We start from the raw sequence: 23,469 nt of genomic DNA on the forward strand, positions 1-23,469 counted from the left end.
GGCCGTGCCCCCCCGCCGGGCCACGCCCGCCGACGGCCTGGTGCTGTGAGCCGGACCTCGCCGGTCTCAGTACTCGGAGCTGGGGGCGGCGGCGAGCGGCCCGAGGTCGGGCTGGTCGCGAAGCTCGATCTCCTCGCCGTGGCCGTCCAGTTCGAGCAGGACGAGTTCGTTGACGCCCTCCCGCCACAGCGGAGCCGGGGCGTAGAGGGTCCGCTGCGGGCCCTGCGCGGAGTAGCGGCCGAGCAGGAAGCCGTTGAGCCAGAGGAGTCCGCGGCCCCAGCCGGGCAGGGCGACGAAGGCGTCGGCGGGCTCGGCGAGCGAGGCCTCGAAGCGGTGGAAGGCCGGGTCCGCGTCGCCCACCGGGTCCGCGTTCTCGTAGGCGAGGCGGTCGAGGTCGGAGAGCGGCAGGGGGCGGATCTCCCAGTCGAACAGCCGCTGGTGGCCGTGGGAGACGCCGCGGCTGATGCCCTTGCGGTCGTCCAGCAGAGGGCCGTAGTTCACCCGGCCGAGGGCCTCGACCAGGATGTCGAGCACGACGCCGTCCGGTCCGACCTCCAGCGGCAGGGTCTCCGTCGGGGCGTCGCGGTGCAGGACGCCGAGCGGCCGGCCGTCCGCGAACACGTGGGCGCGGTCGCCGATGCCGTCGATGCGCAGCGGCATGGACGGCCGTGGGCCGGAGATCCGGGTGCGGTAGTGGATGAGGCCGAGGGACTGGCCGACCTTCTCCATGGGTTCGGGCGTCGGGCTGCGCACCGGCTCGGACAGGGTGTCGAGGTTCGCCAGGAGCCGGGCGGCGGCGGCGCGGCGCCGGACGCGCTGCGGAGCGACGCGGGGGGCGGGCCCGGGCAGCTCGCCCTCGGGCAGGGGGACGTACTTGCCGATGACGGCGCGGAAGGCGTGGAACTTCTCGGTGAGCTCGCCGGCCTCGCCGATCGGAGCGTCGTAGTCGTAGCTGGTGACGGTCGGCTGGAAGCCGGTGTCGAAGGGGCGGGTGCCGGTGTGGTTGGCGCCGGCCCAGAAGCCGAAGTTGGTGCCGCCGTGGGCCATGTAGAGGTTGACGGATGCGCCGGTGGCGAGGAGGTCGTCCAGCGCCTGGGCGGACTCGGCGGCGTCGCGCACGTGGTGCGGCTCGCCCCAGTGGTCGAACCAGCCGATCCAGAACTCCATCGCCGTCATCGGGCCCTTGGGCTGGTAGCGCCGCAGCACCTCGAACCGCTCGGCGGCCCGGGAGCCGAACGTCGCCGTGGCGAGGTGGCCCGGAACGCCGCCGCCCTGCTGCATCGCGTCCTCCGCGCCGTCCGCCGTGAACAGCAGGCAGTCGACGCCGCGTTCGAGCAGGCCGTCGCGCAGGTGGAGGAGGTAGGCGCGGTCGTTGCCGAAACTGCCGTACTCGTTCTCGATCTGCACCGCCACCACCGGGCCGCCCCGGCCGGCCAGGAGCGGCAGGATCCGGGGCACGACGGCGTCGAACCAGCCGTCCACCTCGGCCAGGTAGGCCGGGTCGGCGCAGCGCAGCCGCAGCCCGTCGGCGGCGAGCAGCCGGGCCGGCAGGCCGCCGAACTCCCACTCCGCGCAGATGTAGGGGCCGGGCCGCAGGATGACGTCGAGGCCCTGCGCCTGGGCGATGCGGCAGAAGCGGGCGAGGTCGCGCCAGCCGGTGAAGTCGAAGGCGCCGGAGGGCAGCTCGTGGAAGTTCCAGGGGATGTAGGTGTCGACGGTGTTGGCGCCCATCGCGCGTAGCCGGCGCAGGCGGTCCTCCCAGAGGTCGGGGTGGACGCGGAAGTAGTGCAGGGCGCCGGAGACGACGCGGTGCGGCGCCCCGTCGCGGAGGTACCCGGTTTCGTCGTGGTCGAGCATCAGGGGCCAGCTTTCAGAGGGCTTGCAGAGGGCTTCGGGGGAGGGAGCGGCCGCCGGCCGGCCCGGCCCGTCGGCGACGCGGCACGCTGGGGGAGGGGAGGCAGGGTGTCTGCCACGGTGATCGAGCCTACCCAGTTCGGGAGCGCTTGGAAAGCGCTTTCCCAGGGCGCCGCTCCGAGCGGCCCGGGCGAAGCGGATCCACGGCTGATGAGAGCCTGTCGAGCGGGCCGGGACCGTCGCTGACCGCACGTTCATCGCTTGTCTACCGTGGATTCCTACGGTCGGGCCTTCGGCAAGTTCCGCACTGCTCAGAAGGATTCCCATGATCGACCCGGCCGCGCCGTCGCGCGGTGACACACCCTGGATCGGCGACGATCCGCGATTCACCGAGTTGCGTGCCGCCTACCGCAGGTCCGTGTTCCCGGTGACGGCGGCGTTCCTGCTCCGGTTCCTGGCGTACGTACTCTGCTCGGCCTGCGCCCGCGGCTTCATGGCGGTCAAGGCCGTCGGGAGCGTCAACGTGCGCGCGCTCACCGGGATGGGGCGGTAGACCGTGAAACCGGGCTCCAACCTCGACGAGTTCCTCTCCGACCTCGCGCGCTACGGCGCCGCGGACGTCCTGACCGCCCAGCTCACCGCGGACACCCTGCGCAAGTACCTGCGGGCCGGGCTGATCGTCCCCGACGACCTGTGCGCCGGTGACACCGACGGCTACTCGCAGCGGCTGCTGCATGCCGGACGGACGCACTCCGTGGTGGCCCTCACCTGGCTGCCCGGGCAGTCCACCCCGATCCACGACCATGTCTCCTGGTGCGTGTCAGGTGTGGTGGAGGGCGTCGAGGTGGACGAGGCGTACCGGCTGTGGCGGCTCCCCAGATCCGGCCGCAGGGTGCTGGTGCCGTCCGGCCGGACCACCTGCTCTCCCGGCCGGGTACAGCTCCTGGTGCCGCCCGACGAGGACATCCACCGGGTGTCGAACGGCGGCACCGGTCGCGCGGTCTCCGTGCACGTCTACGGCGCCGACATCTCGCTGAACGGCGGCAGCTCGATCAACCGGGTCTTCGGACACGAGATCGTGGACCTCCCGCCGGACGGAGCCCGCCTGGTGAGCTGGCGGAGCCCGGACGGCCTGGCCCCGTGACCGACACGTCGCAAACCGACGGGCCGTCCGCTCCGGACGGCCCGTCAGCCGCGGCCGGCGCGATCCGGATCCTGCGTGAGCTGCTGCCGGGCGGCCGGGAGCCCCTGGACGGTGAGCCGTCGCCGGACGGAGCGCGAACCACCGAAGCCGCTACCGACCCGCCCGTCCGGCGCGGCCCGGCCGGTACCACCGCACCGACCCCGACGGCTCGACGTCACCCAAGGTGTCGACTTGGCGGGCCTGGCTCGTCCGGCTATACGCTTGACATGACTGCCAGCGCCCGCCAGGGCTCCCCCTCGGGCGTTCGACCGCAGCGGCCCATGGGCGAATCCGGCGGCGGTCCGTCGCGCGGTGGTCGTCATGAGGGAGAACGGTTCCCATGGACCTCAACACCATCACCGAAGTCGTCCGGCGCCCGCCCGATCGACCCGGCCCGGACTGGCGTGAGGGCGATGCCTGGCTCGCGGGCGGCACGTTCCTGTTCTCCGCCGAGCAGCCGAGCCTGCGCCGCCTGATCGACCTGATGTCCTTGGGCTGGGATCCGCTCGTTCCGAGCGACGCAGGCCTGGAGATCGGTGCGACCTGCACCATCCGCGACCTGTACGCCTTCGAGCCGCCGCGTGAGTGGACTGCGGGTGCCCTCTTCGCCACGGGCTGTGAGGCGTTCCTGTCCTCGTTCAAGGTGTGGAACTCGGCGACCGTCGGCGGCAACATCTGCCTGTCGTTGCCTGCCGGCCCGATGATCACGCTGACGGTCGCCCTGGAGGCCGGGTACGAGCTGTGGGCTCCCGACGGGTCGACCCGTGTCGTCGATGCCCTCGACTTCGTGACCGGCAACAACCGAAACGTCCTCGCACCGGGCGAACTGCTGCGCCGCGTCAGGATTCCGGCGCGCGCCCTGCGGAAACGCACCGTGCACCGCCGCTTCACACTGACCCGGCTCGGCCGCTCGACGGTGTTCCTCATCGGTACCCAGACGCCCGGGAAGAACGACCTGATGCTCACCGTCACCGCCGGCACCACGCGGCCGGTGCGGATCGCCTTCGACAGCATGCCCGACGCGCGGACTCTTCAGCACAGCATCGATGTCATCCCCGCCGACGCCTGGTTCGCCGATCCGAACGGGACCCCGGAACACCGTCGCCACCTGACCAAGCACTTCACCGAGGAAATTCGGCACGAACTCATGGCTGGGGGCCCGGCATGACCTTCCTCGTGAACGGCAGGAGCTTCGACGACGAGCCGCGACCCGGCCAGTGCCTGCGCACCTTCCTCCGCTCGCTCGGCCACTTCGGCGTCAAGAAGGGGTGCGACGCGGGCGATTGCGGCGCGTGCACGGTATGGCTGGACGGCGATCCGGTACACAGCTGCATCACCCCCGCGTTCCGTGCGGACGGTCACGAGGTGACGACGATCGAGGGGCTCGGATCACCGGGCGACCTGCATCCGATGCAGCGACAGTTCCGTGACGCCCCGGGATTCCAGTGCGGCTTCTGCACAGCCGGGATGATCATGACATCGGCGTCGCTCACCGAGGCTCAGAAGGGCGACCTGCCCCGGGCGTTGAAGGGCAACCTCTGTCGCTGCACCGGCTACCGGGCGATCGAGGACGCCGTGCGGGGCGTCGCCGGCGTGGAGACGGCGGCCCCGGGGAAGGCGGTGGGGGCGAGTGTCGGCACGCCGGCGGCCGACGACGTGGTGACCGGCCGCGCCGAGTTCACCATGGACACCCGTCTCGACGGCATGCTGCACCTCAAGGTGCTGCACTCACCGCACGCGCACGCCCGGATCGTCTCGATCGACAAGGCCGCCGCACTCGCGGTTCCCGGCGTGCGCCGGGTCTACACCTGGGAGGACGTGCCGCGCAAGCGCTTCACCACGGCGATCCACACCGACCACCTCGTCGATCCGGACGACACCTTCATCCTCGACGACACGGTGCGCTTCGTCGGCCAGCGCGTCGTGGCCGTCCTGGCCGACACCGTCGCGGCGGCGGAGGAAGGCTGCCGGAGGGTCGTCGTCGACTACGACGTCATGCCGGCCGTGTTCGACCCCGAGGAGGCGATGGCCGAGGGGGCGCCGCAACTGCACGGCGCCCACGACCCCTTCGTCCGGGACCCGGTCCACAACATCCTGGTGGAGATCCATTCGCACATCGGTGACGTCGATGCCGGATTCGCCGACGCCGACGTGATCCACGAGGGCACGTACTCCTCCCCGCGCGTGCAGCAAGCGCACCTGGAGACCCACGGCTCGATCGCCTGGATGGAGGACGGCCGCCTGAACGTCCGTACCAGTTCGCAGTCGCCGTCGATCGCCAAGGTCAAACTCGCGTACCTGTTCGCGCTGCGTCCGGACCAGCTGCGTGTGTTCTGCAAGCGCGTGGGCGGCGCCTTCGGAGGCAAACAGGAGGTGTTCTCGGAGGATCTGGCCGCGCTCGCCACACTGGACACCGGGCGGCCCGTCTGCTTCGAGTACACCCGCGAGGAGGAGTTCACCACGGCCTCGCCCCGGCATCCGATGACGCTGACGGTCAAGCTCGGCGCGAAGGCGGACGGGACGCTCACGGCGTTCCAGGTCCGCAACGTGTCGAACACCGGCGCCTACGGCAACCACGGTGGCGAGACGCTGTACGGGGGAGGCAGCGCCGTCATGATCTACCGCTGTCCCAACAAGAAGTACGACGCCTACGCCGTCTACACGAACACCGTTCCGAGCGGGGCACTGCGCGGATACGGGATGACACAGCCGGCGTTCGCCGTGGAATCGGCGATGGACGAGCTGGCCCGTGCCCTGCACCTCGACCCGCTCGAACTGCGGCGCCGCAACATCGTCCGACCGGGCGATCCGCTCGTCGCCCTGCACGACGGACCCGACGACGTGATGTTCACCGAGGACGGACTCGCCAGGTGCATCGACCTGGTGGACGCCGCGATGGCCCGGACGGCTCACGAGCCGTCACCGGGGCCCGACTGGCTCGTCGGGGCCGGCGTGGCGAGTTCCCTGCACGAGACCGCGCCGCCGACCGAGCACGTCTCGGAGGCCTGGGTCACGCTCGGGGACGACCTGGTGTACGAGCTGGCCGTCGGGACGGTCGAGTTCGGCCAGGGCACCCCCACCGCCCACATCCAGATCGCGGCCAACCAGTTGGGCACGACGCCGGAGCGGATCCGCCTGGTGCAGTCCGACACCGACCGCACGGGGTTCGACACCGGCGCCTTCGCGAGCGCGGGACTCTTCGTGGCGGGCAACGCCGTCCTCCGTGCGGCCAACGCGGTGCGGGACCGGATCCTGGAGTTCGCCGCCGTCCACACGGGCGTCCACGTCGTGATGTGCTCGATGGACGACGACGGCGTCCTCTGCGGCGAGCAGCGCGTGCCGTTGGCGGACCTCGTCGCCCTGGCCCGCGCGCGCGGAATCCGCTTCACCGCCGCCCGCAAGGGCTACGGCTCACCGCGAAGTGTCACCTCCAACACGCAGGGAATCCGCATCGCCGTCCACCGGGTGACGGGCGAGATCCGCGTCCTGTACAGCGTGCAGGCCACCGACGCCGGCGACGTCATCAACCCCGTGCAGGTCCGGGGACAGGTGGAGGGCGGTGTCGCCCAGGGGATCGGCTTCGCGCTGACGGAGAATCACCGGATCGACGCGAACGGTGTCATGGTCAACCCGAACCTCCGCAACTACCGCATCCCCACCTACGCCGACATCCCCCGTACCGACGTGCTCCTGGTGGAGTCCTCGGACTCGGTCGGGCCGATGCGCTCGAAGGGGATCGCAGAGTGCTGCATCAATCCGGTGGCCCCCGCGTTGGCGAACGCGCTCCACGACGCCACGGGTGTCCGCTACCGCGCGCTGCCGCTGACCCCGGAACGGATCTACAGCCGGCTGAACGAGGCCAGGCCGGTGTCGACGGCGCCCGGACCGAAATGAACACCGTGAAGCCCCGGGACGGGGACGCTGCGGCGACGGCCATCATCGGTCTGAGGGTCCGGCCGGGGCTGGAGCACGAGTACGAGGCGTGGCAGCAGGACGTCAACGCCGCCGCCGCCGACTACCCCGGCTACCTCGGCGCGGAGGTCTCCCCGCCGACGTCCCTGCAGCCCGACTGGACCGTCGTCTACCGGTTCGACTCGATCGCCCATCTACAGGCATGGATCAACAGCGCCACCAGGCAGAACCTGCTCGACACCGGCGGCAGGTACTTCGACGGTCCGGGAACCCAGCAGGTCGTCAGAGGCGGCGTGCAGGCACCGGATCCGCTCGTGACCGTCGTGGTCACCCACCGCGTCCACCCCGACCACGTCGAGGAGTTCCTCGACTGGCAGCGGCGGATGAATCAGGAGGAGCGGACGTTCGAGGGCTTTCGCGGTACGGAGCTCTTCCGCCCGATCGAGGGGCTTCAGGACGAGTGGACCACGCTCTACCGGTTCGACAGTGCCGAGCACCTCGACGCCTGGCTGACGTCAGGCGCGCGGCGGAAGCTGCTCGCCGAGGGCAGCAGGTTCAACGAGTTCAGGCTTCGGACGATCGACAACTCCTTCGGCAGCTGGTTCGCCTTCGAGGAGAACGGCAAGGAGGCGCCGCCGCCGTCGGAAACCAGAACCGCCATCGCGGTGTGGGTCGGCCTGTACCCGACCGTCGTGCTGCTGACGCTCGCCCTTTCGCCGCTGAGGATGCCGCTCTGGATCGGCCTGCTGGTGGGCAACCTGCTGTCGAGCTTCACCATGAGCTTCCTGACGATGCCCTTCTACGTGAACCCGCTGCTCAAGCGGTGGCTCCGGCCCCCGCCGGGCGAGCCCGCGGCGAGGAACAACCGCATCGGTCTCGGCACCGTCGCCGGGGTGACCGCGTTCTGGGCCGTCCTCTTCTACCTCGTCACGACCCGGTTCTGGACACTGCCCTGACCTTCAGCGGGGCGACCGGGCCGGCAGCGGCTTGAATTCTCCCTCCGCACCGGAGCCGACCACGGAGCCCTGGTGCGGCGAAGGACGGAGGAGCGACGGCCTGCCGGTCAGGACAGGACGCGGGCGATGAGCAGGGCGACGTCGTCGGCGGTGTCGGGGCGGCGCAGGGCGGAGAGCAGGAGGTCGCAGGTGTCCTCCAGGTCCCGGTGGGGGCAGGCGAGGAGGTCGATGAGGGCTTCCAGGCGCTGGTCGATGTCCTGGTCGCGGACCTCGACGAGCCCGTCGGTGTAGAGGACCAGGTCGTCGCCGGCCCGCAGGTGCAGGTCGGTGGTGCGGAAGGGGACGTCGCCGACGCCCAGCGGTGCGCCGGGGTCGAGGTCGATCAGGTGCGGCGGGTGGTTCCCGCGGACCAGGACGGGCGGAAGGTGGCCGGCGCAGGCCAGGCGGCACACGCGGGTGTGCGGGTCGTAGACGGCGAGGAGGCAGGTGGCCATGGCCTCGCCGAGGTCGCGGGTGGTCTCGTCCAGGTGCGTCAGGACCTCGTCGGGGCCGAGTCCCAGGCGGGCCAGGGTACGCGTGTTGGTGCGCAGCTGTCCCATGGTGGCGGCCGCGGTGATGCCGGAGCCCATGACGTCGCCGACGACGAGCGCGGTGCGCTCGCCGGGCAGCGGGATGGCGTCGAACCAGTCGCCGCCGGTCTCGTGCGTGGTGGTGGCGGGCTGGTACCGGTGGGCGATGGCGAGGCCGGGCGGATCGGCGGTGTGGCGCGGCGGCAGCAGGTGGCGCTGGAGGACGAGCGTGGCGTGGCGCTGCCGCTGGTACCAGCGGGCGTTGTCGATGCAGACCGCGGCGCGGGCGGCGAGTTCGGTGGCCAGCACCATGTCGTCGGCGTCGAACGGGGCAGGGGTTCGGGTCCGCTTCAGGTCCAGGGCGCCCAGGACCTCACCGCGGGCGATCAGCGGTACGGCGAGGTACGAGTGCAGCCCGGCCTGCCGGAGCAGATCGGCGGCGTCGGCGTCGCGGGCGACGCGGGCGACGTCCGGGCCGCGCACCTGCGGGACCAGCACCGGACGGCCGGTGCGCACGCACTGGGCGACCAGCCGCTGCGCTACGTAGCGGGCGACCTCTCCGAGCGGGTCGGCGGCCCGGAGCGCGGGGCTGCGGTCCGCGGCCTTGATCGCCATGGCGCGGAACCGCACCTCGCCCGGGTCACCACCGGGCGCCGGGTCGGCGAGGACGGCGTCCAGAAGGTCGACGGCGGCGATGTCGGCGACCTCGGGCACGGCCACCTCAGCGAGCTCGCGCGCCGTGGTGGGCAGATCGAGGGTGGTGCCGATCCGGATCGAGGCGTCCGCGATCAGCGACAGGCGTCGACGGGCCCGCGCCGCGGTCAACGCCGCCTCGCGCTGCTCGGTGACGTCCACCACCGAGACCGCCACCCCGATGATCCGCCCGGCCTGGTCCTCCAGCCGGTAGAACGAGGCGCTCCACGCGTGCTCCCGGTGCGGATCGGTCGGCCTGATCGCGGTGGTGACCTCGTCCAGCACCGGCTCACCGGACGCCAACACCTCCCGCATGCGCACCTCGATCGCGGTGTCCAGGTGCGGCAGCACCTCACAGGGCGTACGGCCCAGGTGCTCCCCGGAGGGTACGCCGTCGATCCGTTCCAGCGCCGCGTTCACCAGCACGTACCGCAACCCGGTGTCCAGCACGGCGAGCCCGATCGGCGACTGGTCCACCAACCGCGAGGACAGCGCCACGTCCCGCTCCACCCGGCGCAGCGTCCGCTCCTTCGAAGCGATGCCCAGCGCGAACAGGCGGCCCCCCTCGGCCACCAGGCGCATGTTGCGGAACTCCACCCGAACGGTGTGCCCGTCCCGGTGCCGCACCGGGAACACCCCCGCCCACGGCCCCTGCCCGGACATCACGCGGCTGAACAGCTCCAGCACCTGGGGCCGCTGCTCCTCCTCCACCAACAGCTTCGCCGCGGGCCGGCCCAGTGCCTCCTGGCTGTCGAAGCCGAACAGTTCCTCGGCCTGCGGGCTCCACAGCACGATCCGGCCCTGCTCGTCCAGGACCACCGCGGCGACCCCCAGCACGTCCAGCAGCCCGCCGGCAGGCATCGCCGCATCCGCCGGCGCCGGCCGGTCGCCCCCCTGTGCCGTGCTGCGGGCCACTCCCACACTCCTCCCGGGCGCGTGCGGATGGTCTCTCCATCGTCCGCCCCATGTGCGGCACTCGGCCAGCCCGCCCCCGACAGGTGCGAGAAGCCGGTGGAGGTTCCGTTCCGGGACGAACGACAGGTGCGGCGCCACCGCCGTCAACGCACCGCGCCGCCCCTGCGGTGCGGGCCGGGTCGCGAGGGTCGGAGGGCAGGCGCACGGCAACGGCGGTGTCCGGCTCCGCTCGTCGAATCTCCTGGACGGACGCCTGTGGCAGGGCTCGGTCGGACCGACCCGCGGCACCGAGGCGGCGCTCACCCGCGTGGCGTGTCCGACAAGCCGGATGCCGTTGACGTCGCGATGATCGAAGGGGCACCTGCCCCGCCACAGGCTGCGAGACGGGCAGGCCGGCTCTTCAGGCCACCACGACGGTCGGTGCCGCCGGACCCGGGCCCGCCCGACCCGCTCTTCGGCAGCTGGGACGCCGAGGAGACGATGCGCATGCCTGTCGAGCCCGCCGCGGCCCCCGAGGACCCGTTCGCGATCGTCCGCAGCCGTGACTACGTCGCGCTGCTGGTGATGGCGGCCGTGCTGGGCGTCCCGATCTCGGTCGCGGCATACGGCTTCCTCGCCCTCGTCTCCGAACTCCAGTCCCTGGTCTACGACACGCTTCCCAAGGGCCTCGGCTTCAGCGGAACACCGAACTGGTGGGCCGTTCCCCTGCTCGCCGTCTCCGGTGTCCTGGTGGCCCTCACCATCCGGCACCTTCCCGGACGAGGCGGGCACGAGCCGGCCGACGGGCTCAAGACCGGCGGTACCCCTTCGGTGGCGGCGGTACCCGGTGTCGCCCTCGCCGCGATCGCCTCGCTCGGCCTCGGCGCCGTCCTCGGCCCGGAGGCCCCACTGATCGCACTCGGCGGCGGCCTGGCCGTCGGTGCGATCCGGCTGGTGAAACGTGACGCCCCTCCCGACGTCCTCGCCGTCGTCGGCGCGGCGGGCGGCTTCGCGGCGATCAGCGAGCTCCTCGGCTCGCCCGTGATCGGGGCGTTCCTGCTGATGGAGGCCTCCGGCCTGGCCGGGTCGATGCTCGGCGTCGTCCTGGTGCCCGGCCTGCTTGCCGCAGGCATCGGCTCGCTGATCTTCACCGGCCTGGACTCCTGGACCGGACTCGGCACCTACTCCCTGGCACTGACACAGGTGCCACCCGCCGACCGGCCGACCATCGCCGCGTTCGGCTGGGCGATCGTCGCAGGCCTCGCCGCTGCCACCCTCGGCGAGGCGGTCCGCCGGTCCGCCCTGCATCTGAAATCACGCGTCCAACGGCGACGGGTGCCGCTCACCGCACTGACGGGCGCGCTCATCGGAGCACTCGCCCTCCTCTACACCGTCATCACCGACAGACCGATCTCCGGAGTGCTGTACTCGGGCGAGACCGCCATCGGCCCCCTCCTGGCCGACCACGCCACCTACTCCGTGGGCACGCTGCTGCTCCTCATCGTGTTCAAGTCGCTCGCCTACGGCGCCTCGCTCGGCGCCTTCCGCGGCGGGCCCGTCTTCCCGGCCCTGTTCGTGGGCGGGGCAGGCGGCCTGGCCATGTCCCACCTGCCGGGCCTGGACGTCACCACGGGCTTCGCCATCGGCGTGGGTGCCCTGGGCGTGGCCATGCTCAGGCTCCCGATGACCTCTGTCCTGCTGGCCACCCTGCTGCTCGGTGCCCAGGGGCTGACCGTGATGCCCCTGGTGATCGTCGCGGTGGTGGTCTCGTACGTGGTGACCCTGCGGCTCGCGCGACGGGAGGCTCCCGCGACCGTCGGGCACACGCCTCCCCGGGCCGGCGTCCCCCTGACGCATCCGCCGTCCGGCGACGACGCCGCGGCGTGAACGGAGGCACCGGGACCTCACCGCGGTTTCGGGGGACGGGCACGACGAAGCTCCTGGCCGTCGGCGGGTGGTCGGTGTTGTCGCGCGCGGAGGTCACGTAGACGTGGCCCGTTGCCGCCGACCGTCAGCCCCTCGGAGTCCGGCGCGCCGGAGCCGCCCGCGAAGCGGATCTGCTTGCCGATCGCGCTCCACGACGGGTCCGGGATCCACTTGCCGTTGCTCTTGACCGGCTTGTACAGCCGGTTCTTGTTCCGGACCGGCCCCCTGACGGCAGGCCCGTCCGCGGGGCCTCCTAACATCGTTTCGCAGTCCTTCGACGGACGCTGCTGCCCGCTCGGCCGTGCGCGCCGTCCAACAGCCAACACGTCAACGGCTCCACCGCCCGGCGACGGGGTCGTGCATCGAGGAGGAACGTTCATGCAAGCCCGGAAGATCGGCGCGGCCGCCGCAACTGCGGTGGCGCTTCTGGCTGCCCGCGACCTCATCCAGAAGAGGCACGCGCTGCTCCGGAACTTCCCGGTGATCGGGCATGCCCGGTACCTGTTGGAGACGATCGGGCCGGAGCTGCGGCAGTACATCGTGACCTCCAACGAGGAGGAGCGCCCGTTCAGCCGTGACCAGCGCACGTGGATCTACGCGTCGGCGAAGGAGGAGAACAACTACTTCGGGTTCGGAACCGAAGTCGACGTCGAGCACGTCCAGGGGCACGCCTACGTGAAGCAGCGCACGTTCGCCGACACGCTGCCCGACATGCACGATCCGCAGGCTCCACTGCCCTCGGCCAAGGTGCTGGGCGGGCCGCGCGGACGCGCCAGGGCGTTCCGGCCGGCGAGCGTGGTGAACATCTCGGCGATGAGCTTCGGATCGCTCTCGGGCGCGGCCATCACGGCGCTCAACAAGGGGGCGGCGCTGGCAGGCACGATGCACAACACGGGCGAGGGTGGCCTCTCGCCGTACCACCGCAACGGCGGTGACCTCGTCCTCCAGCTCGGTACGGCGTACTTCGGCTGCCGCAACGAGGACGGCAGCTTCAACCTTGACAAGCTCAAGGAGGTGGTCGCCGGCGCTCCGGTCAAGGCGATAGAGATCAAGCTCTCCCAGGGCGCCAAGCCGGGGTTGGGCGGGATGCTGCCGGGCGCGAAGGTGACCCCGGAGATCGCCGGGATCCGCGGCATCCCGGTCGGCGAGGACTGCGCCTCCCCGTCGCGGCACACCGCGTTCGGCGACGTCGACTCGATGCTCGACTTCGTCGAGTTGCTCGCCACCGAGACCGGTCTGCCGGTCGGGGTCAAGAGCGCGGTGGGGGAGATGGGCTTCTGGCAGGAGCTGGCCACGCTGATGGCACGTGGTGACCGCGGGGTCGACTTCGTGACGATCGACGGCGGCGAGGGCGGCACCGGGGCGGCGCCGCGGATCTTCGCCGACTCGGTGTCGCTGCCGTTCCGGATGGGCTTCTCCCGGGTCTACGGCACCTTCGCGGAGCTGGGGCTGACCGACGACCTGACCTTCATCGGCTCGGGCAAGCTCGGCTTGCCCGAGAACGCCGCGGTCGCCTTCGCGCTGGGTGTCGACATGATCAACGTGGCCCGTGAGGCGATGCTGTCGATCGGCTGCATCCAGGCGCAGAAGTGCCACACCGACAAGTGCCCCACCGGCATCGCGACCCAGAACCCGTGGCTGGCCCGCGGCCTCGACCCGGCCTCGAAGGCCACCCGGGCCGCTGTCTACCTGCGCACCCTGCGCAAGGAGCTGATGAAGGTCTCGTCGGCCGTCGGCGTCGCCCACCCGGCACTCATCACGGCCGACGACATCGAGATCATGAACGGCGACTACGAGGCCCGCACCCTGGCCGGCGTCTACGGCTACAAGGACGGCTGGGGCGAGCTCGGCCCGCACCTTGCCGACGAGATCACGGCACTGCTCGCCGTCAAGCCGGACTCCGCCCGGTAGCCGGCTGTCTGACGCGCCGACCGAGGTGAACGACGACGTGCTGTGAGAGGTGGGACCCAAGGGCGTCGGCGGCCCCGATCGGCCGGGTCGAGCGACCTGCCGGAAGGCGAGATCCGGAGGCCGGGGAGCCCTCGGCCACGGATTCACCTGCGGTAGGAGGTTCCCCGGCCGCCTCGCGTGCCGGCTGCTCGCCGGCACGCGAGGCGGATCGGGATGCTGTGCCACGACGCCCCGGGGGCGCGGCCGGCCGCCGCCGACCAGCCGGAACGCCGCGGGCCCGGTGGCCCGCGGGGGAGGGGCCGGCGAGCCGCAATTCCTCGCGATTGGTCCAGACCTATTGACGGCCCTTGCCGCCCCTCCTACGATCCGGTCCGGCACAGCCTCGCACGTCCCCCCACCTCACCCGGAGCCGGGCGTCACGCCCCCACGCGTCGGTCATGTCCATGACGCTCGGCGGAAAAGGGAGCACAGCATGTTCCGTCGAAGGTCGCGTACTCCGCGTCCGTCAGGCGCTTTCGGCCCCTGCCCGGACCCCGGCCGCCTCGAAGGCGACCAGGCCGGGAACGAGCCGCTCCGAGCTCCTCGCCCGCAGCGGACGACCGTGGAGCGCGCATCGCAGGTGAACCGGACCGGTGGCGCCCAGCACGGACCGACCGCCCTGAGGCGCTCCCTCGCCGGGGTCTGCGCCGCCGCCGTCATCGGTGCCGGCATCGCCGTGGCCGGCACCGTCACGGCCGGGGCCGCCACCCCGAACCTGGTGGCCAACCCCGGCTTCGAGAACGGACTCGCCGACTGGACCTGCACCGGCGGCTCCGGTGCTGCCGTCGGCAGTCCGGTCCACTCGGGCGCCTCCGCGCTGCAGGCCACGCCGACCGGCCTGGACAACGCCCAGTGCACCCAGACCATCAGCGTGCAGCCCAACTCCCAGTACACGCTGAGCGCCTACGTCCAGGGCAGCTACGTCTACCTGGGCGCCACCGGCACCGGCATCAGCAGTACCGCGTCCACCTGGACGGCGAGCAGCCCGTCGTACGGCCGGCTCAGCGTCGGCTTCACCACCGGGGCGAACACCACCTCGGTGACCGTCTACCTGCACGGCTGGTACGGACAGCCCGCGTACTACGCGGACGACGTGACGCTCACCGGCCCCGGCGGCAGCAGCCCCACGCCGACCGCCACCCCGACGACGAGCGCTCCGCCCACCACGGCCCCGCCGACCACGACCGCCCCGCCCACCACCACGCCCCCGGGCGACACCTGCCCCACGAAGCCCAAGCCGTCGGGCAAGGTCCTGCAGGGGTACTGGGAGAACTGGGACGGCGCCCTGAACGGCGTCCACCCCGGCATGGGCTGGGTCCCCATCACGGACAGCCGGATCGCCGCGCACGGCTACAACGTCATCAACGCCGCCTTCCCGGTGATCCTCTCGGACGGCACCGTCCTGTGGCAGGACGGCATGGACAGCAACGTCAAGGTCTCGACCCCCGCCGAGATGTGCCAGGCCAAGGCGGCCGGGGCGACGATCCTGATGTCGATCGGCGGTGCCGCCGCCGGCATCGACCTGAGCTCCAGCACCGTCGCCGACCGGTTCGTGGCGACCGTCGTCCCGATCCTCAAGAAGTACAACTTCGACGGGATCGACATCGACATCGAGACCGGCCTGTCCGGAAGCGGCAACATCAGTACGCTGTCCGCCTCCCAGGCCAACCTGATGCGCATCATCGACGGCGTGCTGGCCCAGATGCCCGCGGGCTTCGGCCTGACGATGGCGCCCGAAACCGCGTACGTCACCGGCGGAAGCGTCAACTACGGATCGATCTGGGGCGCCTACCTGCCGATCGTCAAGAAGTACGCCGACAACGGGCAACTGTGGTGGCTGAACATGCAGTACTACAACGGCAGCATGTACGGCTGCTCCGGCGACTCCTACCAGGCCGGCACCGTACAGGGCTTCACCGCGCAGACCACCTGCCTGAACAACGGCCTGACCATCCAGGGCACCACCATCAAGGTGCCCTACGACAAGCAGGTGCCCGGTCTGCCGGCCCAGCCCGGCGCGGGCGGCGGCTACATGGACCCGGGCCTGGTCGGCCAGTCGTGGAACGCCTTCGGCGGTTCGCTGAAGGGGCTCATGACGTGGTCGGTCAACTGGGACGGCTCGAAGGGCTGGAGCTTCGGCGACAACGTCAGGCGCCTCCAGGGCCGTTGACGTCCCGCTGAGCCCCCGCTGACCTCCCGAACCCCGGTGCACCCTCGCGGTCCGGGGCCGGCCACCGACCGGCTCCGGACCGCGGCCGACGGCAGCCGAGCCCTTCCGGGCCAGGAGGACGGCGGGGCCGCCGGTTGTTCGGCGTTTTGTTCAATGACCGAGGGCCGAACCGGAACAACCCCGGTGCGCTACACCAGTAGCGCACGCCACATCCGTGCCGTGCGTGGGACCAGGACCTTGGGCCGCAACAGCGCCGAACGCCGGGAGAGTTCACCAGATGACGACGCTCTGCATCGCCAACAGCCGCACCGAGGAGATGGTCGGGGACCTCACCGGGATGACACCGCCGGAGCAGCTGTTCGCCGGGTGCGGGGCACAGCGGATGCTCTGGTGGGCCGAGGACGGCGACGTCCTGGTGCTGCCCGGGGAGCCCGACCCGGAGTACCTGGCGTACGTCACCGGGCTGACCGGCGTGCGGGCCGACAGCCTGACCTTCGTGGTGCCGCCGCCGGGCGCCCAGGGCGACCAGGTGCTCACCACCGACCGCCTGACCGACCCGGGCTTCCTCGCGGAGCTGCGCCGCGTCCTGGACGGGCGCACCCTCGACGAGGTGCTGGCCATCTCGCCGAACGGCGCGGTGGCCGAGCTGGCGGCCGCGCTCGGCGCGGCGCAGGCCATGCCCGGTCAGCCCTTCGCCGCGCAGGGCGGCAACGCCCTGGTCAACAGCAAGGCGGGGTTCCGGGCGCTGGCCGCCGGCGCCGGGGTGCCGATCCCGCCCGGGAGGGTGGCCGGCTCGCCCGCGGAGGTGGAGGCCGCCGTCGAGCACCTGCTGGCGCAGGGGCACAGCGTGATGGTGAAGGTCGAGTACCAGGCGGGCGGCTTCGGCAACGAGATCCTCGCCCGGGACGAGCGGGTGGAGGCGGTCGGCGCCGAGCGGGTGGTGCCGCTGCCGGACCGGGCGGCGGTGGCCGCGTACGTGGCCGAGCGGTGGACCTGGCTGACCGGCGGGCGCGGCCAGCGGGTGGTGGTGGAGCGGTACTTCGCCGACTGTGCGCCGCTGTACGCCCAGTTCGTCATCGACGACGCGGCCGTGGTGCTCGCCGGCTGCGGCGAGATGGTCATGCGGCCGGTGGTGGTCGGGGAGATCACCCCGCCGGTCACCCCGGACGCGGGCGTCCTGGCCGAACTCGTCGAGCAGGGCGCCCGGTTGTGCGAGGCGCTGCGGGTGATCGGCTACCGGGGCACGGTCAGCGCGGACGCCGTGCTCACCCCCAAGGGCGAGATCTACTTCCACGAGACCAACGGCCGGCTCACCGGCTCCAGCCACCTGCACGACGTCTTCTTCGGCCGGCTGCTGCGCGAGGAGCACCGCGGCTCGCGCTACATCCTGGAGCTCGGCGGCCTCAAGGTGCCGTCCTTCGCGCAGGCCGTGGAGGCGGTGGGCGCGGCCGGGCTGGCCTTCGATCCGCAGACCGGCACCGGCGTGCTGTACAGCAGCGACTTCGGGCCGGCCGACGGCTCGGTGATGTACTGCGTGGTCGGCGAGAGCCCGGAGGCCGTCCGCACCCTGGAGACCGCGCTGCTCGCGCTGTTCGCCGGCGTGACGCCCGAGGCGGACGTGGACGAGGTGACCGTGGACGAGGTGACCGTGGACAAGGTGGCAGGGGACGGGAACGGGATGCGCGCGGTGGTGATCCACCGCTACGGCGGGCCGGAGGAGCTCCGCATCGAGACGGTGCCGGAACCGGTGGCCGGCCCGGGCCGGGTGCTGGTCGACGTCTCCCTGGCCGGGCTCAACTACGCCGACCTGGAGTGCCGCACCGGCGAGTACCTCCGCTTCCCGCTGCCGGCGGTGCTCGGCGTCGACGTGGTCGGGCGGCGCCGCGAGGACGGCCGGAGGGTCGTCGCACTGCTGCGCACCGGTGGCGGGTACGCCCCGGTGGCCGTCCCCGAGGCGGCGCACACGGTGGAGGTGCCGGAGGGCGTGGACGACGAGCAGGCGCTCGCGCTGCTGGAGCAGGGCGCGACGGCCTACGGCGCGCTGACCCTGGCGGGGCGGCTTCGGCCGGGCGAGGCCGTCGCGGTGACCGCGGCCGCGGGCGGGGTCGGTCACCTGGCGGTGCAGCTGGCCAGGGCGCTGGGCGCGGGCCGGGTGGTCGGCCTCGCCTCCACCCCGGAGAAGCGGGAGTTCGTGCGCTCGCTGGGCGCCGACACCGTGCTCGACCCCGAGGACCCCGACCTGGCCGGGCGGCTCGCGGAGTCGGGCGGGCTGGACCTGTTCGTCGACTCGGTCGGCGGCCGGGTGCTGCGCGCCGGGCTGGCCGGACTGGCCCCCTTCGGGCGGCTGGTGTCGGTCGGGGCGCGGGGCGGAGTGGAGGACGGCTTCACGATGGGCGAGCTGACCGGGCGCTCGGCGGGGGTGCAGGGCTTCTGGCTCAAGCACGTCCTGACGGACCGGGCGCTGTTCGAGGGCATCGCCGACCACCTGTTCCGGCTCGCCGCCGAGCGGCGGCTGGTGGCGCGGATCGACCGGACCGTGCCGCTGTCCGGGGTGGCCGCGGCGCACCGGGCGATGGCCGCACGGGAGACGGTGGGCAAGGTGCTGGTGGACGTCCGCCGCGAGGACTGAGCGAGGTGCGGGGAGGGCGGCCGCCCTCCCCGCCTGCACACCGGGCCCGACGGCGCAGACCGCCGGGCCCGGTGGTACGTCAGTACCCGGCGACCTCGTCCAGGCCGTGGCCGCGCAGCGGGACGAGGAAGCTGCGTTCGAACACCACCACGGCCTCGCCGGTGGACTTCGTCCCGGTGGTGCGGCAGCGCACGATGCCCTGCCCGGTGCGGCTCTTGGACAGCCGCTTGGCCAGGGTCTCGGTCTCCGCGTAGAGGGTGTCGCCGGCGAACACCGGGTGGGTCATCCGGATGTTCTCCCAGCCCAGGTTGGCGATGGTGCGCCCGCTCGTCGAGCGGGCGGTCATCCCGCCGACGATGCTGAGCGTCACCAGGCTGGAGACGATCGGCTTCCCCCACGGGGTGTGCTCGCTGTAGGCGGCGTCGATGTGCAGGGGGGCGTCGTTCATGCTCAGCATGCTCATCAGCACGTTGTCGAGCTCGGTGACGGTCCGGCCTGGGCGGTGCTCGACCACCTCGCCGACCTCGAACTCCTCGTAGTAGCGCCCGACCACCTCGCGGTAGCGGCGCTCGCCGATCCGCCGGTAGCCGGTGGGTTCGGTTGCGTCCATCGCGGCTGCTCCCAGGTCCTAGAGGTCGGCGGTGAGTTCCTTGACGTGGCCGGCGAAGTCGCGGATCAGCCGCTCGTCCATGTCGGCGCGCATCATCAGCCGGAGCCCGGCCTCGCCCTTGGGCACGATCGGGAAGAACACCGCCGAGCTGTAGTAGCCGCGTTCGAAGAGCTGGGCGGAGAGCTTGACCGCGCGCTCGGCGTCCCCGACGTCGACCCGGCGTACCGGCAGGCCGTTGCCCGCGAAGGTGGTCGGCAGCAGCTCGTCGAAGAGGTCGATGTTGCGGTTCAGCTTGGCCTGCAGGTCGGCCAGTTCGGGGGAGCGGTGGATGGCGGCGCTGCCCAGCGAGGCGCCGACCAGCGGCAGGGCGACGTTCTGTGACCACCCGACCGGGCCGGCGTGGCGGTGCAGGAACTCGAACTGCTCGCGGTTGCCGAGCATCGCGACGCCGCCGCCGGTGCCGAAGCCCTTGCCGAGGCTCGCGACGATGACGGTCAGCGGGTTCATCTCCAGCCGGGAGCGGACGAAGCCCTCGCCGCGCTCGCCCATGATGGACAGCGAGTGGGAGTCGTCGATGTAGAGGAACAGCCCGTAGCGGTCCTGGAGTTCGAGCAGCCCGTCGAGGGCCGCCGCGCCGCCCATCGAGTACGCGCCGTCGGCCACGTAGGCGACCCGCGGGTACGTGCGGCAGATGTCCTCCAGGAAGTTCAGGTCGTTGTGCGGGCACGTCAGCACCAGCGACTCGTCGGCGCAGATCGGCTTCACGTACGCCATGCAGAAGTGGCAGAAGCGGTCGAAGACCATCACCCGGGGCCCGCCGCCGCCCTGACAGGTGCCGTCCAGGTGGCCGGAGGCGATCAGCGGCAGGATGCCGGCGGTGAGCGCGGTGCAGGACGCTCCGGGCAGGATGTGCGCGCCGAACAGCTCGCCCAGCTCCTCCTCCAGGCGCACCAGCAGGTTGTGCCGGATCCGGGTGGTGGAGGTGACCAGCCAGGTGCTGCGGGACTCGGCCAGCGCGTCGACCGCGGCGGCCGCGACCGAGGGGTGGTTGTTCAGGCCCAGGTACGCGCAGGAGACCATGTTGGCGAACTCGTGGCCGGTCTCGCGGACGATCAGCCGGTTGTTGGACTCCGAGTCCACCGTGATGCCGATCAGACCGTTGGCGGCGGCCGCCTGCCAGACCGGGTCGGCGGTGGCCAGCATGGCTTCGGCGTTGCGGTACCGGCGCGGGCCGAGGATGGATTCTTCGGTCATCGTCACTTCTCCGTCGCGTGGTTCGGGGTGTCGGTGGGCGCGTGGTCCTGCGGGTGGTGCTGTGGCTGGTGCTGCGAGTGGTGCGAGCCGTCGGGCCGGGGCAGGTCGAACTGCTCGATCAGACGCTGCGAGGCCTCGAAGAACGGCATGCCGACCATCACCCCGTCCACCACGGTGACCGAGCGGCCGTTCTCCAGACCCGCCGCGACCACCCGGCGGGCGCGCGCCAGCAGCTCCTCGTCCGGGCTGAACGTGTCGTTGATCAGCGCGAGTTGGCGCGGATGGACGGCGATCTTGCCGCTGAACCCGAAGTCCCGGGCGAGCCCCGCCTCCCGGCGCAGCCCGGCGAGGTCGGCGACTTCGAAGAACGGCGCGTCCATCGCCTCCACCCCCATGGCGCGGGCACTGTTGACCACCCGGGCGCGGGCGTGGGCCAGGGCCTCCCAGGAGAGCCGGGCGCCGACCGCGAAGGCGTAGTCGGCCGAGCCGAAGACCAGCCCGCGCAGCCGGTGCCCGGCGGCCGCGATGGCGGGTGCGTGCTCGATGCCCAGCGGAGTCTCCACGACGGCCAGGAACTCCGTCTCCGGGCAGTCCGCACCGAGCGCGCCGGCGGCGATCTCGATGTCCCGGGGCGACTCGGCCATCGGGATGAGCACCAGGTCCGGCTTGACGCGGTACCGGGTGATGGCGATCAGGTCACGCAGACCGTCCGGTCCGGAAAGGGTGTTGATGCGCACCGCGCTGCGCGCGAGCTTGGTGGACGGGAGCGCGAAGAACTCCTCGGCGAGCCGACGAGCCTCCTCCTTGCGGGCGGGTGGGACCGAATCCTCCAGATCGACCATGGCGATGTCGGCCCCGGACTGGTGGCTCTTGGTGTACCGCTCCACCGCCATCGCGGGTGTGGACAGGAGGGAACGGCAGTACCGCGTGAACTTCATGGATATCTCCGAAGTCAGCGAAGGCTGCGGGTTCCGGTTCTATCCCACCGGCTTTGTTCGGCGCCGTGCGACTGGACATTGAACATCAACTCGGAACAACCGACCCGCATGCACCATTGTTTGACGCCAGCGGTGTTGTGCATGATGAATCACCGGGGGGGATCGACACGAGGCGCGCGCGGCGCGTGTGGCGCGTGGGTACTCAGGGATTTCAGGACACCGCTTCAAGGGAGAAGGGGGCCGTAGTGCCTCGTCGGGAAAGTCCACTGGACCCCGGGGACGGGCCGCTGCTGAGCTTCGCGGGTGATCTGCGGGCCCTGCGGGAGCGCGCCGGACGTCCGCCGTACCGTCAACTCGCCCTCCGGGCGCACTGTTCGGCGGCCAGTCTGTCGGTGGCAGCGGGTGGCCGGCGGCTGCCCAGCCTCGCCGTGACTCTCGCCTACGTGCAGGCCTGCGGCGGGGACGTGCGGGAGTGGCGGCACCGCTGGCAGCTGCTCGCCGCCGAACTGGCCGCCGACACCGCCGCCCGGCGGTGCGCCCAGGACGCCGGACGGGCCCCTTACCCCGGTGCGGCGGCGTTCGAGGCGGCCGACGCCGAGCGGTTCTTCGGCCGCGAGGCGCTGCTGGACCGGCTGGCCGCCCTGCTGGCCGAACGGCGGCTGGTGATTCTCTCCGGGCCGTCCGGGGCAGGAAAGTCCTCGTTGGTCAGGGCCGGTCTGCTGGCCCGGCTCGGCGGGCCTCCCGGCGCCGGTGCGGCTACCGGGGGGAGAACCGGGGCCGGGGGCGGAGCGGGCCGTCCCCCGGCCGACGGCGGCGTCCCGGTGGCGCTGCTGACTCCCGGTGAACGACCGATGGAGGCGTACGCGCTCGCGCTCGCCCGGCTCGGGCAGCGAGTCGGGGAGGCGGCGCGAGGTGTCTTCGGACCGCCGGCCGGAGATCCGGTGCTGGTGGTGGACCAGGGCGAGCAACTGCGCACCCGCTGCCGGGACGCCGCGGAGCGGGCGCGCTTCCTGGACGCGCTGGTGGCGACCGCCACGGGCGCTCCGGGCGAGGCACCGGACGGGCTGCCGGTGGCGGCGCCGGCCCGGTGCCGGGTGGTGCTGGTGCTCCGCTCGGACCAGTGCGGGCCGCTGTTCGCCGAGCACCAGGGGCTGGCCGAGGCCAGCCGGCACGCGGTGCTGTCGGTGGGTCGTCCGGCACCGGACGAGCTGCGGCGGGCGATCACCGAGCCGGCGCTACGGTCCGGCTGCACCGTCGAGGGTGCCCTGCTGGCCGTCCTCATCTCGACCGCCGCGCAACAGCCGGGCGCGCTCCCGCTGGTGTCCGCGGCCCTGCTGGAGACCTGGCGACGGCGCAGCGGCAACGCGCTCACCCTGGCCGGGTTCCAGGCCACCGGAGGCTTCGAGGGCGCGCTGGCCCGGACGGCGGAGACGCTGTACAACGGGCTGGAGGCGTCCGATCAGGCGCTGGTGCAGGCGGTGTTCCTGCGGCTCGGCGGGGAGTTGCCCGGTGCCGGCGAGGACGCTGCCGGTGGCGCGACGGCCCTGGGCGACGGGCTGACGCCCGGTGGCGAGCCGGTGCCGGGCGACTACCTGGGGGCGGGGAGCGACGAGGGCACCCGCAAGCCGGTCCGGCGGGCCGAGTTCGACGACCCCGGCGTACCCGAGGTGATGGAACGGCTGGTCCGGGCACGGCTCGTGACGGTGGACCGGGACACCGTCGAGCTGTCCCACCACGCGCTGCCGCAGGCCTGGCCCAGGCTGCGCGGGTGGCTGGTGGACGGGCGAGAGGCGCTGGGGGAACAGCGCAGGCTCACCGCGGCCGCGCGGGGCTGGGCAGTCGGCGACCGGGACCCGGAACTGCTGTACCGGGGCGTCCGGTTGGAGCAGCTCATGCGGCAGGTGGCGGCCGGCGAGCTGGCCGCGGCCGGG

15 protein-coding genes and 2 pseudogenes are annotated in these 23,469 nt (G+C 72.2%); 11 read left to right on the top strand and 6 right to left on the bottom strand.

Features of this window, described 5'->3' with window-relative positions:
* Positions 1-66: 66 nt before the first annotated feature.
* On the bottom strand, positions 67-1,857 hold the full coding sequence (locus KS423_RS12990) for a beta-galactosidase family protein (RefSeq protein ID WP_224278545.1): 1,791 nt from the start codon (positions 1,855-1,857) through the stop codon (positions 67-69).
* Between the two features lie 322 nt (positions 1,858-2,179).
* Here KS423_RS12990 and KS423_RS12995 point away from each other — a divergent pair, with 322 nt between their 5' ends.
* The 5 genes from KS423_RS12995 (at position 2,180) to KS423_RS13015 (ending at position 7,905) form a co-directional block, all read left to right on the top strand.
* Positions 2,180-2,407: a DUF485 domain-containing protein gene (locus KS423_RS12995; RefSeq protein ID WP_224278547.1), complete on the top strand. Its 228-nt coding sequence runs from the start codon at positions 2,180-2,182 to the stop codon at positions 2,405-2,407.
* Between the two features lie 3 nt (positions 2,408-2,410).
* Positions 2,411-2,998 (top strand): cysteine dioxygenase family protein, encoded by a 588-nt coding sequence (locus KS423_RS13000; protein ID WP_224278549.1) that lies wholly within the window; start codon positions 2,411-2,413, stop codon positions 2,996-2,998.
* A gap of 379 nt (positions 2,999-3,377) precedes the next feature.
* Entirely contained in the window at positions 3,378-4,205 is an 828-nt protein-coding gene (locus KS423_RS13005; RefSeq protein WP_224278551.1) for an FAD binding domain-containing protein, read from the top strand.
* Complete coding sequence (locus KS423_RS13010; protein WP_224278553.1) at positions 4,202-6,931, top strand: molybdopterin-dependent oxidoreductase; 2,730 nt, start codon at positions 4,202-4,204, stop codon at positions 6,929-6,931. The genes KS423_RS13005 and KS423_RS13010 overlap by 4 nt, the downstream gene beginning before the upstream one ends.
* Positions 6,928-7,905, top strand: a complete 978-nt coding sequence (locus KS423_RS13015) for an antibiotic biosynthesis monooxygenase (RefSeq protein ID WP_224278555.1) — start codon at positions 6,928-6,930, stop codon at positions 7,903-7,905. The genes KS423_RS13010 and KS423_RS13015 overlap by 4 nt, the downstream gene beginning before the upstream one ends.
* 107 nt (positions 7,906-8,012) lie before the next feature.
* On the opposite strand, the gene KS423_RS13020 is transcribed toward KS423_RS13015, so the two are convergent.
* Positions 8,013-10,028: a SpoIIE family protein phosphatase gene (locus KS423_RS13020; RefSeq protein WP_224278557.1), complete on the bottom strand. Its 2,016-nt coding sequence runs from the start codon at positions 10,026-10,028 to the stop codon at positions 8,013-8,015.
* A 540-nt stretch (positions 10,029-10,568) separates the two neighbouring features.
* Between KS423_RS13020 and KS423_RS13025 the strand changes: the two genes are divergently transcribed.
* Positions 10,569-11,948 (top strand): chloride channel protein, encoded by a 1,380-nt coding sequence (locus KS423_RS13025; RefSeq protein ID WP_224278559.1) that lies wholly within the window; start codon positions 10,569-10,571, stop codon positions 11,946-11,948.
* A 17-nt stretch (positions 11,949-11,965) separates the two neighbouring features.
* Here KS423_RS13025 and KS423_RS13030 read toward each other — a convergent pair whose 3' ends face one another.
* On the bottom strand, positions 11,966-12,247 hold the full coding sequence (locus KS423_RS13030) for a hypothetical protein (RefSeq protein ID WP_224278561.1): 282 nt from the start codon (positions 12,245-12,247) through the stop codon (positions 11,966-11,968).
* A gap of 118 nt (positions 12,248-12,365) precedes the next feature.
* Here KS423_RS13030 and KS423_RS13035 point away from each other — a divergent pair, with 118 nt between their 5' ends.
* The 4 genes and pseudogenes from KS423_RS13035 to KS423_RS13045 all read left to right on the top strand — a co-directional run bounded on the left by KS423_RS13035 (position 12,366) and on the right by KS423_RS13045 (position 18,736).
* A complete protein-coding gene (locus tag KS423_RS13035; RefSeq protein WP_224278563.1) occupies positions 12,366-13,898 on the top strand; it encodes an FMN-binding glutamate synthase family protein in 1,533 nt (510 codons plus the stop codon).
* A 472-nt stretch (positions 13,899-14,370) separates the two neighbouring features.
* A pseudogene (locus KS423_RS48000) lies at positions 14,371-14,988 on the top strand (carbohydrate binding domain-containing protein); the annotation flags it as partial.
* 42 nt (positions 14,989-15,030) lie between these two features.
* Positions 15,031-16,107 carry a chitinase gene (locus KS423_RS13040; RefSeq protein WP_374119946.1) on the top strand — a complete coding sequence of 359 codons (1,077 nt, stop codon included), beginning with the start codon at positions 15,031-15,033 and terminating at the stop codon, positions 16,105-16,107.
* Positions 16,108-16,384: 277 nt separating this feature from the next.
* A complete protein-coding gene (locus KS423_RS13045) occupies positions 16,385-18,736 on the top strand; it encodes a zinc-binding dehydrogenase (protein WP_224278567.1) in 2,352 nt (783 codons plus the stop codon).
* 79 nt (positions 18,737-18,815) lie between these two features.
* Here KS423_RS13045 and KS423_RS13050 read toward each other — a convergent pair whose 3' ends face one another.
* From KS423_RS13050 to KS423_RS13060, 3 genes are read right to left on the bottom strand one after another with little or no spacing between them, the layout of a single operon-like run.
* Positions 18,816-19,346 (bottom strand): MaoC family dehydratase, encoded by a 531-nt coding sequence (locus tag KS423_RS13050; RefSeq protein WP_224278569.1) that lies wholly within the window; start codon positions 19,344-19,346, stop codon positions 18,816-18,818.
* An 18-nt stretch (positions 19,347-19,364) separates the two neighbouring features.
* On the bottom strand, positions 19,365-20,600 hold the full coding sequence (locus tag KS423_RS13055) for an aminotransferase class I/II-fold pyridoxal phosphate-dependent enzyme (protein WP_224278571.1): 1,236 nt from the start codon (positions 20,598-20,600) through the stop codon (positions 19,365-19,367).
* Between the two features lie 2 nt (positions 20,601-20,602).
* Entirely contained in the window at positions 20,603-21,538 is a 936-nt protein-coding gene (locus tag KS423_RS13060) for a CoA ester lyase (RefSeq protein WP_224278573.1), read from the bottom strand.
* 245 nt (positions 21,539-21,783) lie between these two features.
* Here KS423_RS13060 and KS423_RS13065 point away from each other — a divergent pair.
* Positions 21,784-23,469 (top strand): annotated as a pseudogene (locus KS423_RS13065) (hypothetical protein); the annotation flags it as partial.

Source organism: Streptomyces sp. LS1784 (assembly GCF_020103755.1).
Lineage (GTDB): Bacteria > Actinomycetota > Actinomycetes > Streptomycetales > Streptomycetaceae > Kitasatospora.

What these genes read in the sequence shown, in the direction of transcription:
- KS423_RS12990 (WP_224278545.1), bottom strand. Translation starts at nt 1,857, where the DNA reads ATGCTCGACCACGACGAAACCGGGTACCTCCGCGACGGGGCGCCGCAC.
- KS423_RS12995 (WP_224278547.1), top strand. Translation starts at nt 2,180, where the DNA reads ATGATCGACCCGGCCGCGCCGTCGCGCGGTGACACACCCTGGATCGGC.
- KS423_RS13005 (WP_224278551.1), top strand. Translation starts at nt 3,378, where the DNA reads ATGGACCTCAACACCATCACCGAAGTCGTCCGGCGCCCGCCCGATCGA.
- KS423_RS13010 (WP_224278553.1), top strand. Translation starts at nt 4,202, where the DNA reads ATGACCTTCCTCGTGAACGGCAGGAGCTTCGACGACGAGCCGCGACCC.
- KS423_RS13015 (WP_224278555.1), top strand. Translation starts at nt 6,928, where the DNA reads ATGAACACCGTGAAGCCCCGGGACGGGGACGCTGCGGCGACGGCCATC.
- KS423_RS13020 (WP_224278557.1), bottom strand. Translation starts at nt 10,028, where the DNA reads ATGCCTGCCGGCGGGCTGCTGGACGTGCTGGGGGTCGCCGCGGTGGTC.
- KS423_RS13025 (WP_224278559.1), top strand. Translation starts at nt 10,569, where the DNA reads ATGCCTGTCGAGCCCGCCGCGGCCCCCGAGGACCCGTTCGCGATCGTC.
- KS423_RS13030 (WP_224278561.1), bottom strand. Translation starts at nt 12,247, where the DNA reads ATGTTAGGAGGCCCCGCGGACGGGCCTGCCGTCAGGGGGCCGGTCCGG.
- KS423_RS13035 (WP_224278563.1), top strand. Translation starts at nt 12,366, where the DNA reads ATGCAAGCCCGGAAGATCGGCGCGGCCGCCGCAACTGCGGTGGCGCTT.
- KS423_RS13045 (WP_224278567.1), top strand. Translation starts at nt 16,385, where the DNA reads ATGACGACGCTCTGCATCGCCAACAGCCGCACCGAGGAGATGGTCGGG.
- KS423_RS13050 (WP_224278569.1), bottom strand. Translation starts at nt 19,346, where the DNA reads ATGGACGCAACCGAACCCACCGGCTACCGGCGGATCGGCGAGCGCCGC.
- KS423_RS13055 (WP_224278571.1), bottom strand. Translation starts at nt 20,600, where the DNA reads ATGACCGAAGAATCCATCCTCGGCCCGCGCCGGTACCGCAACGCCGAA.
- KS423_RS13060 (WP_224278573.1), bottom strand. Translation starts at nt 21,538, where the DNA reads ATGAAGTTCACGCGGTACTGCCGTTCCCTCCTGTCCACACCCGCGATG.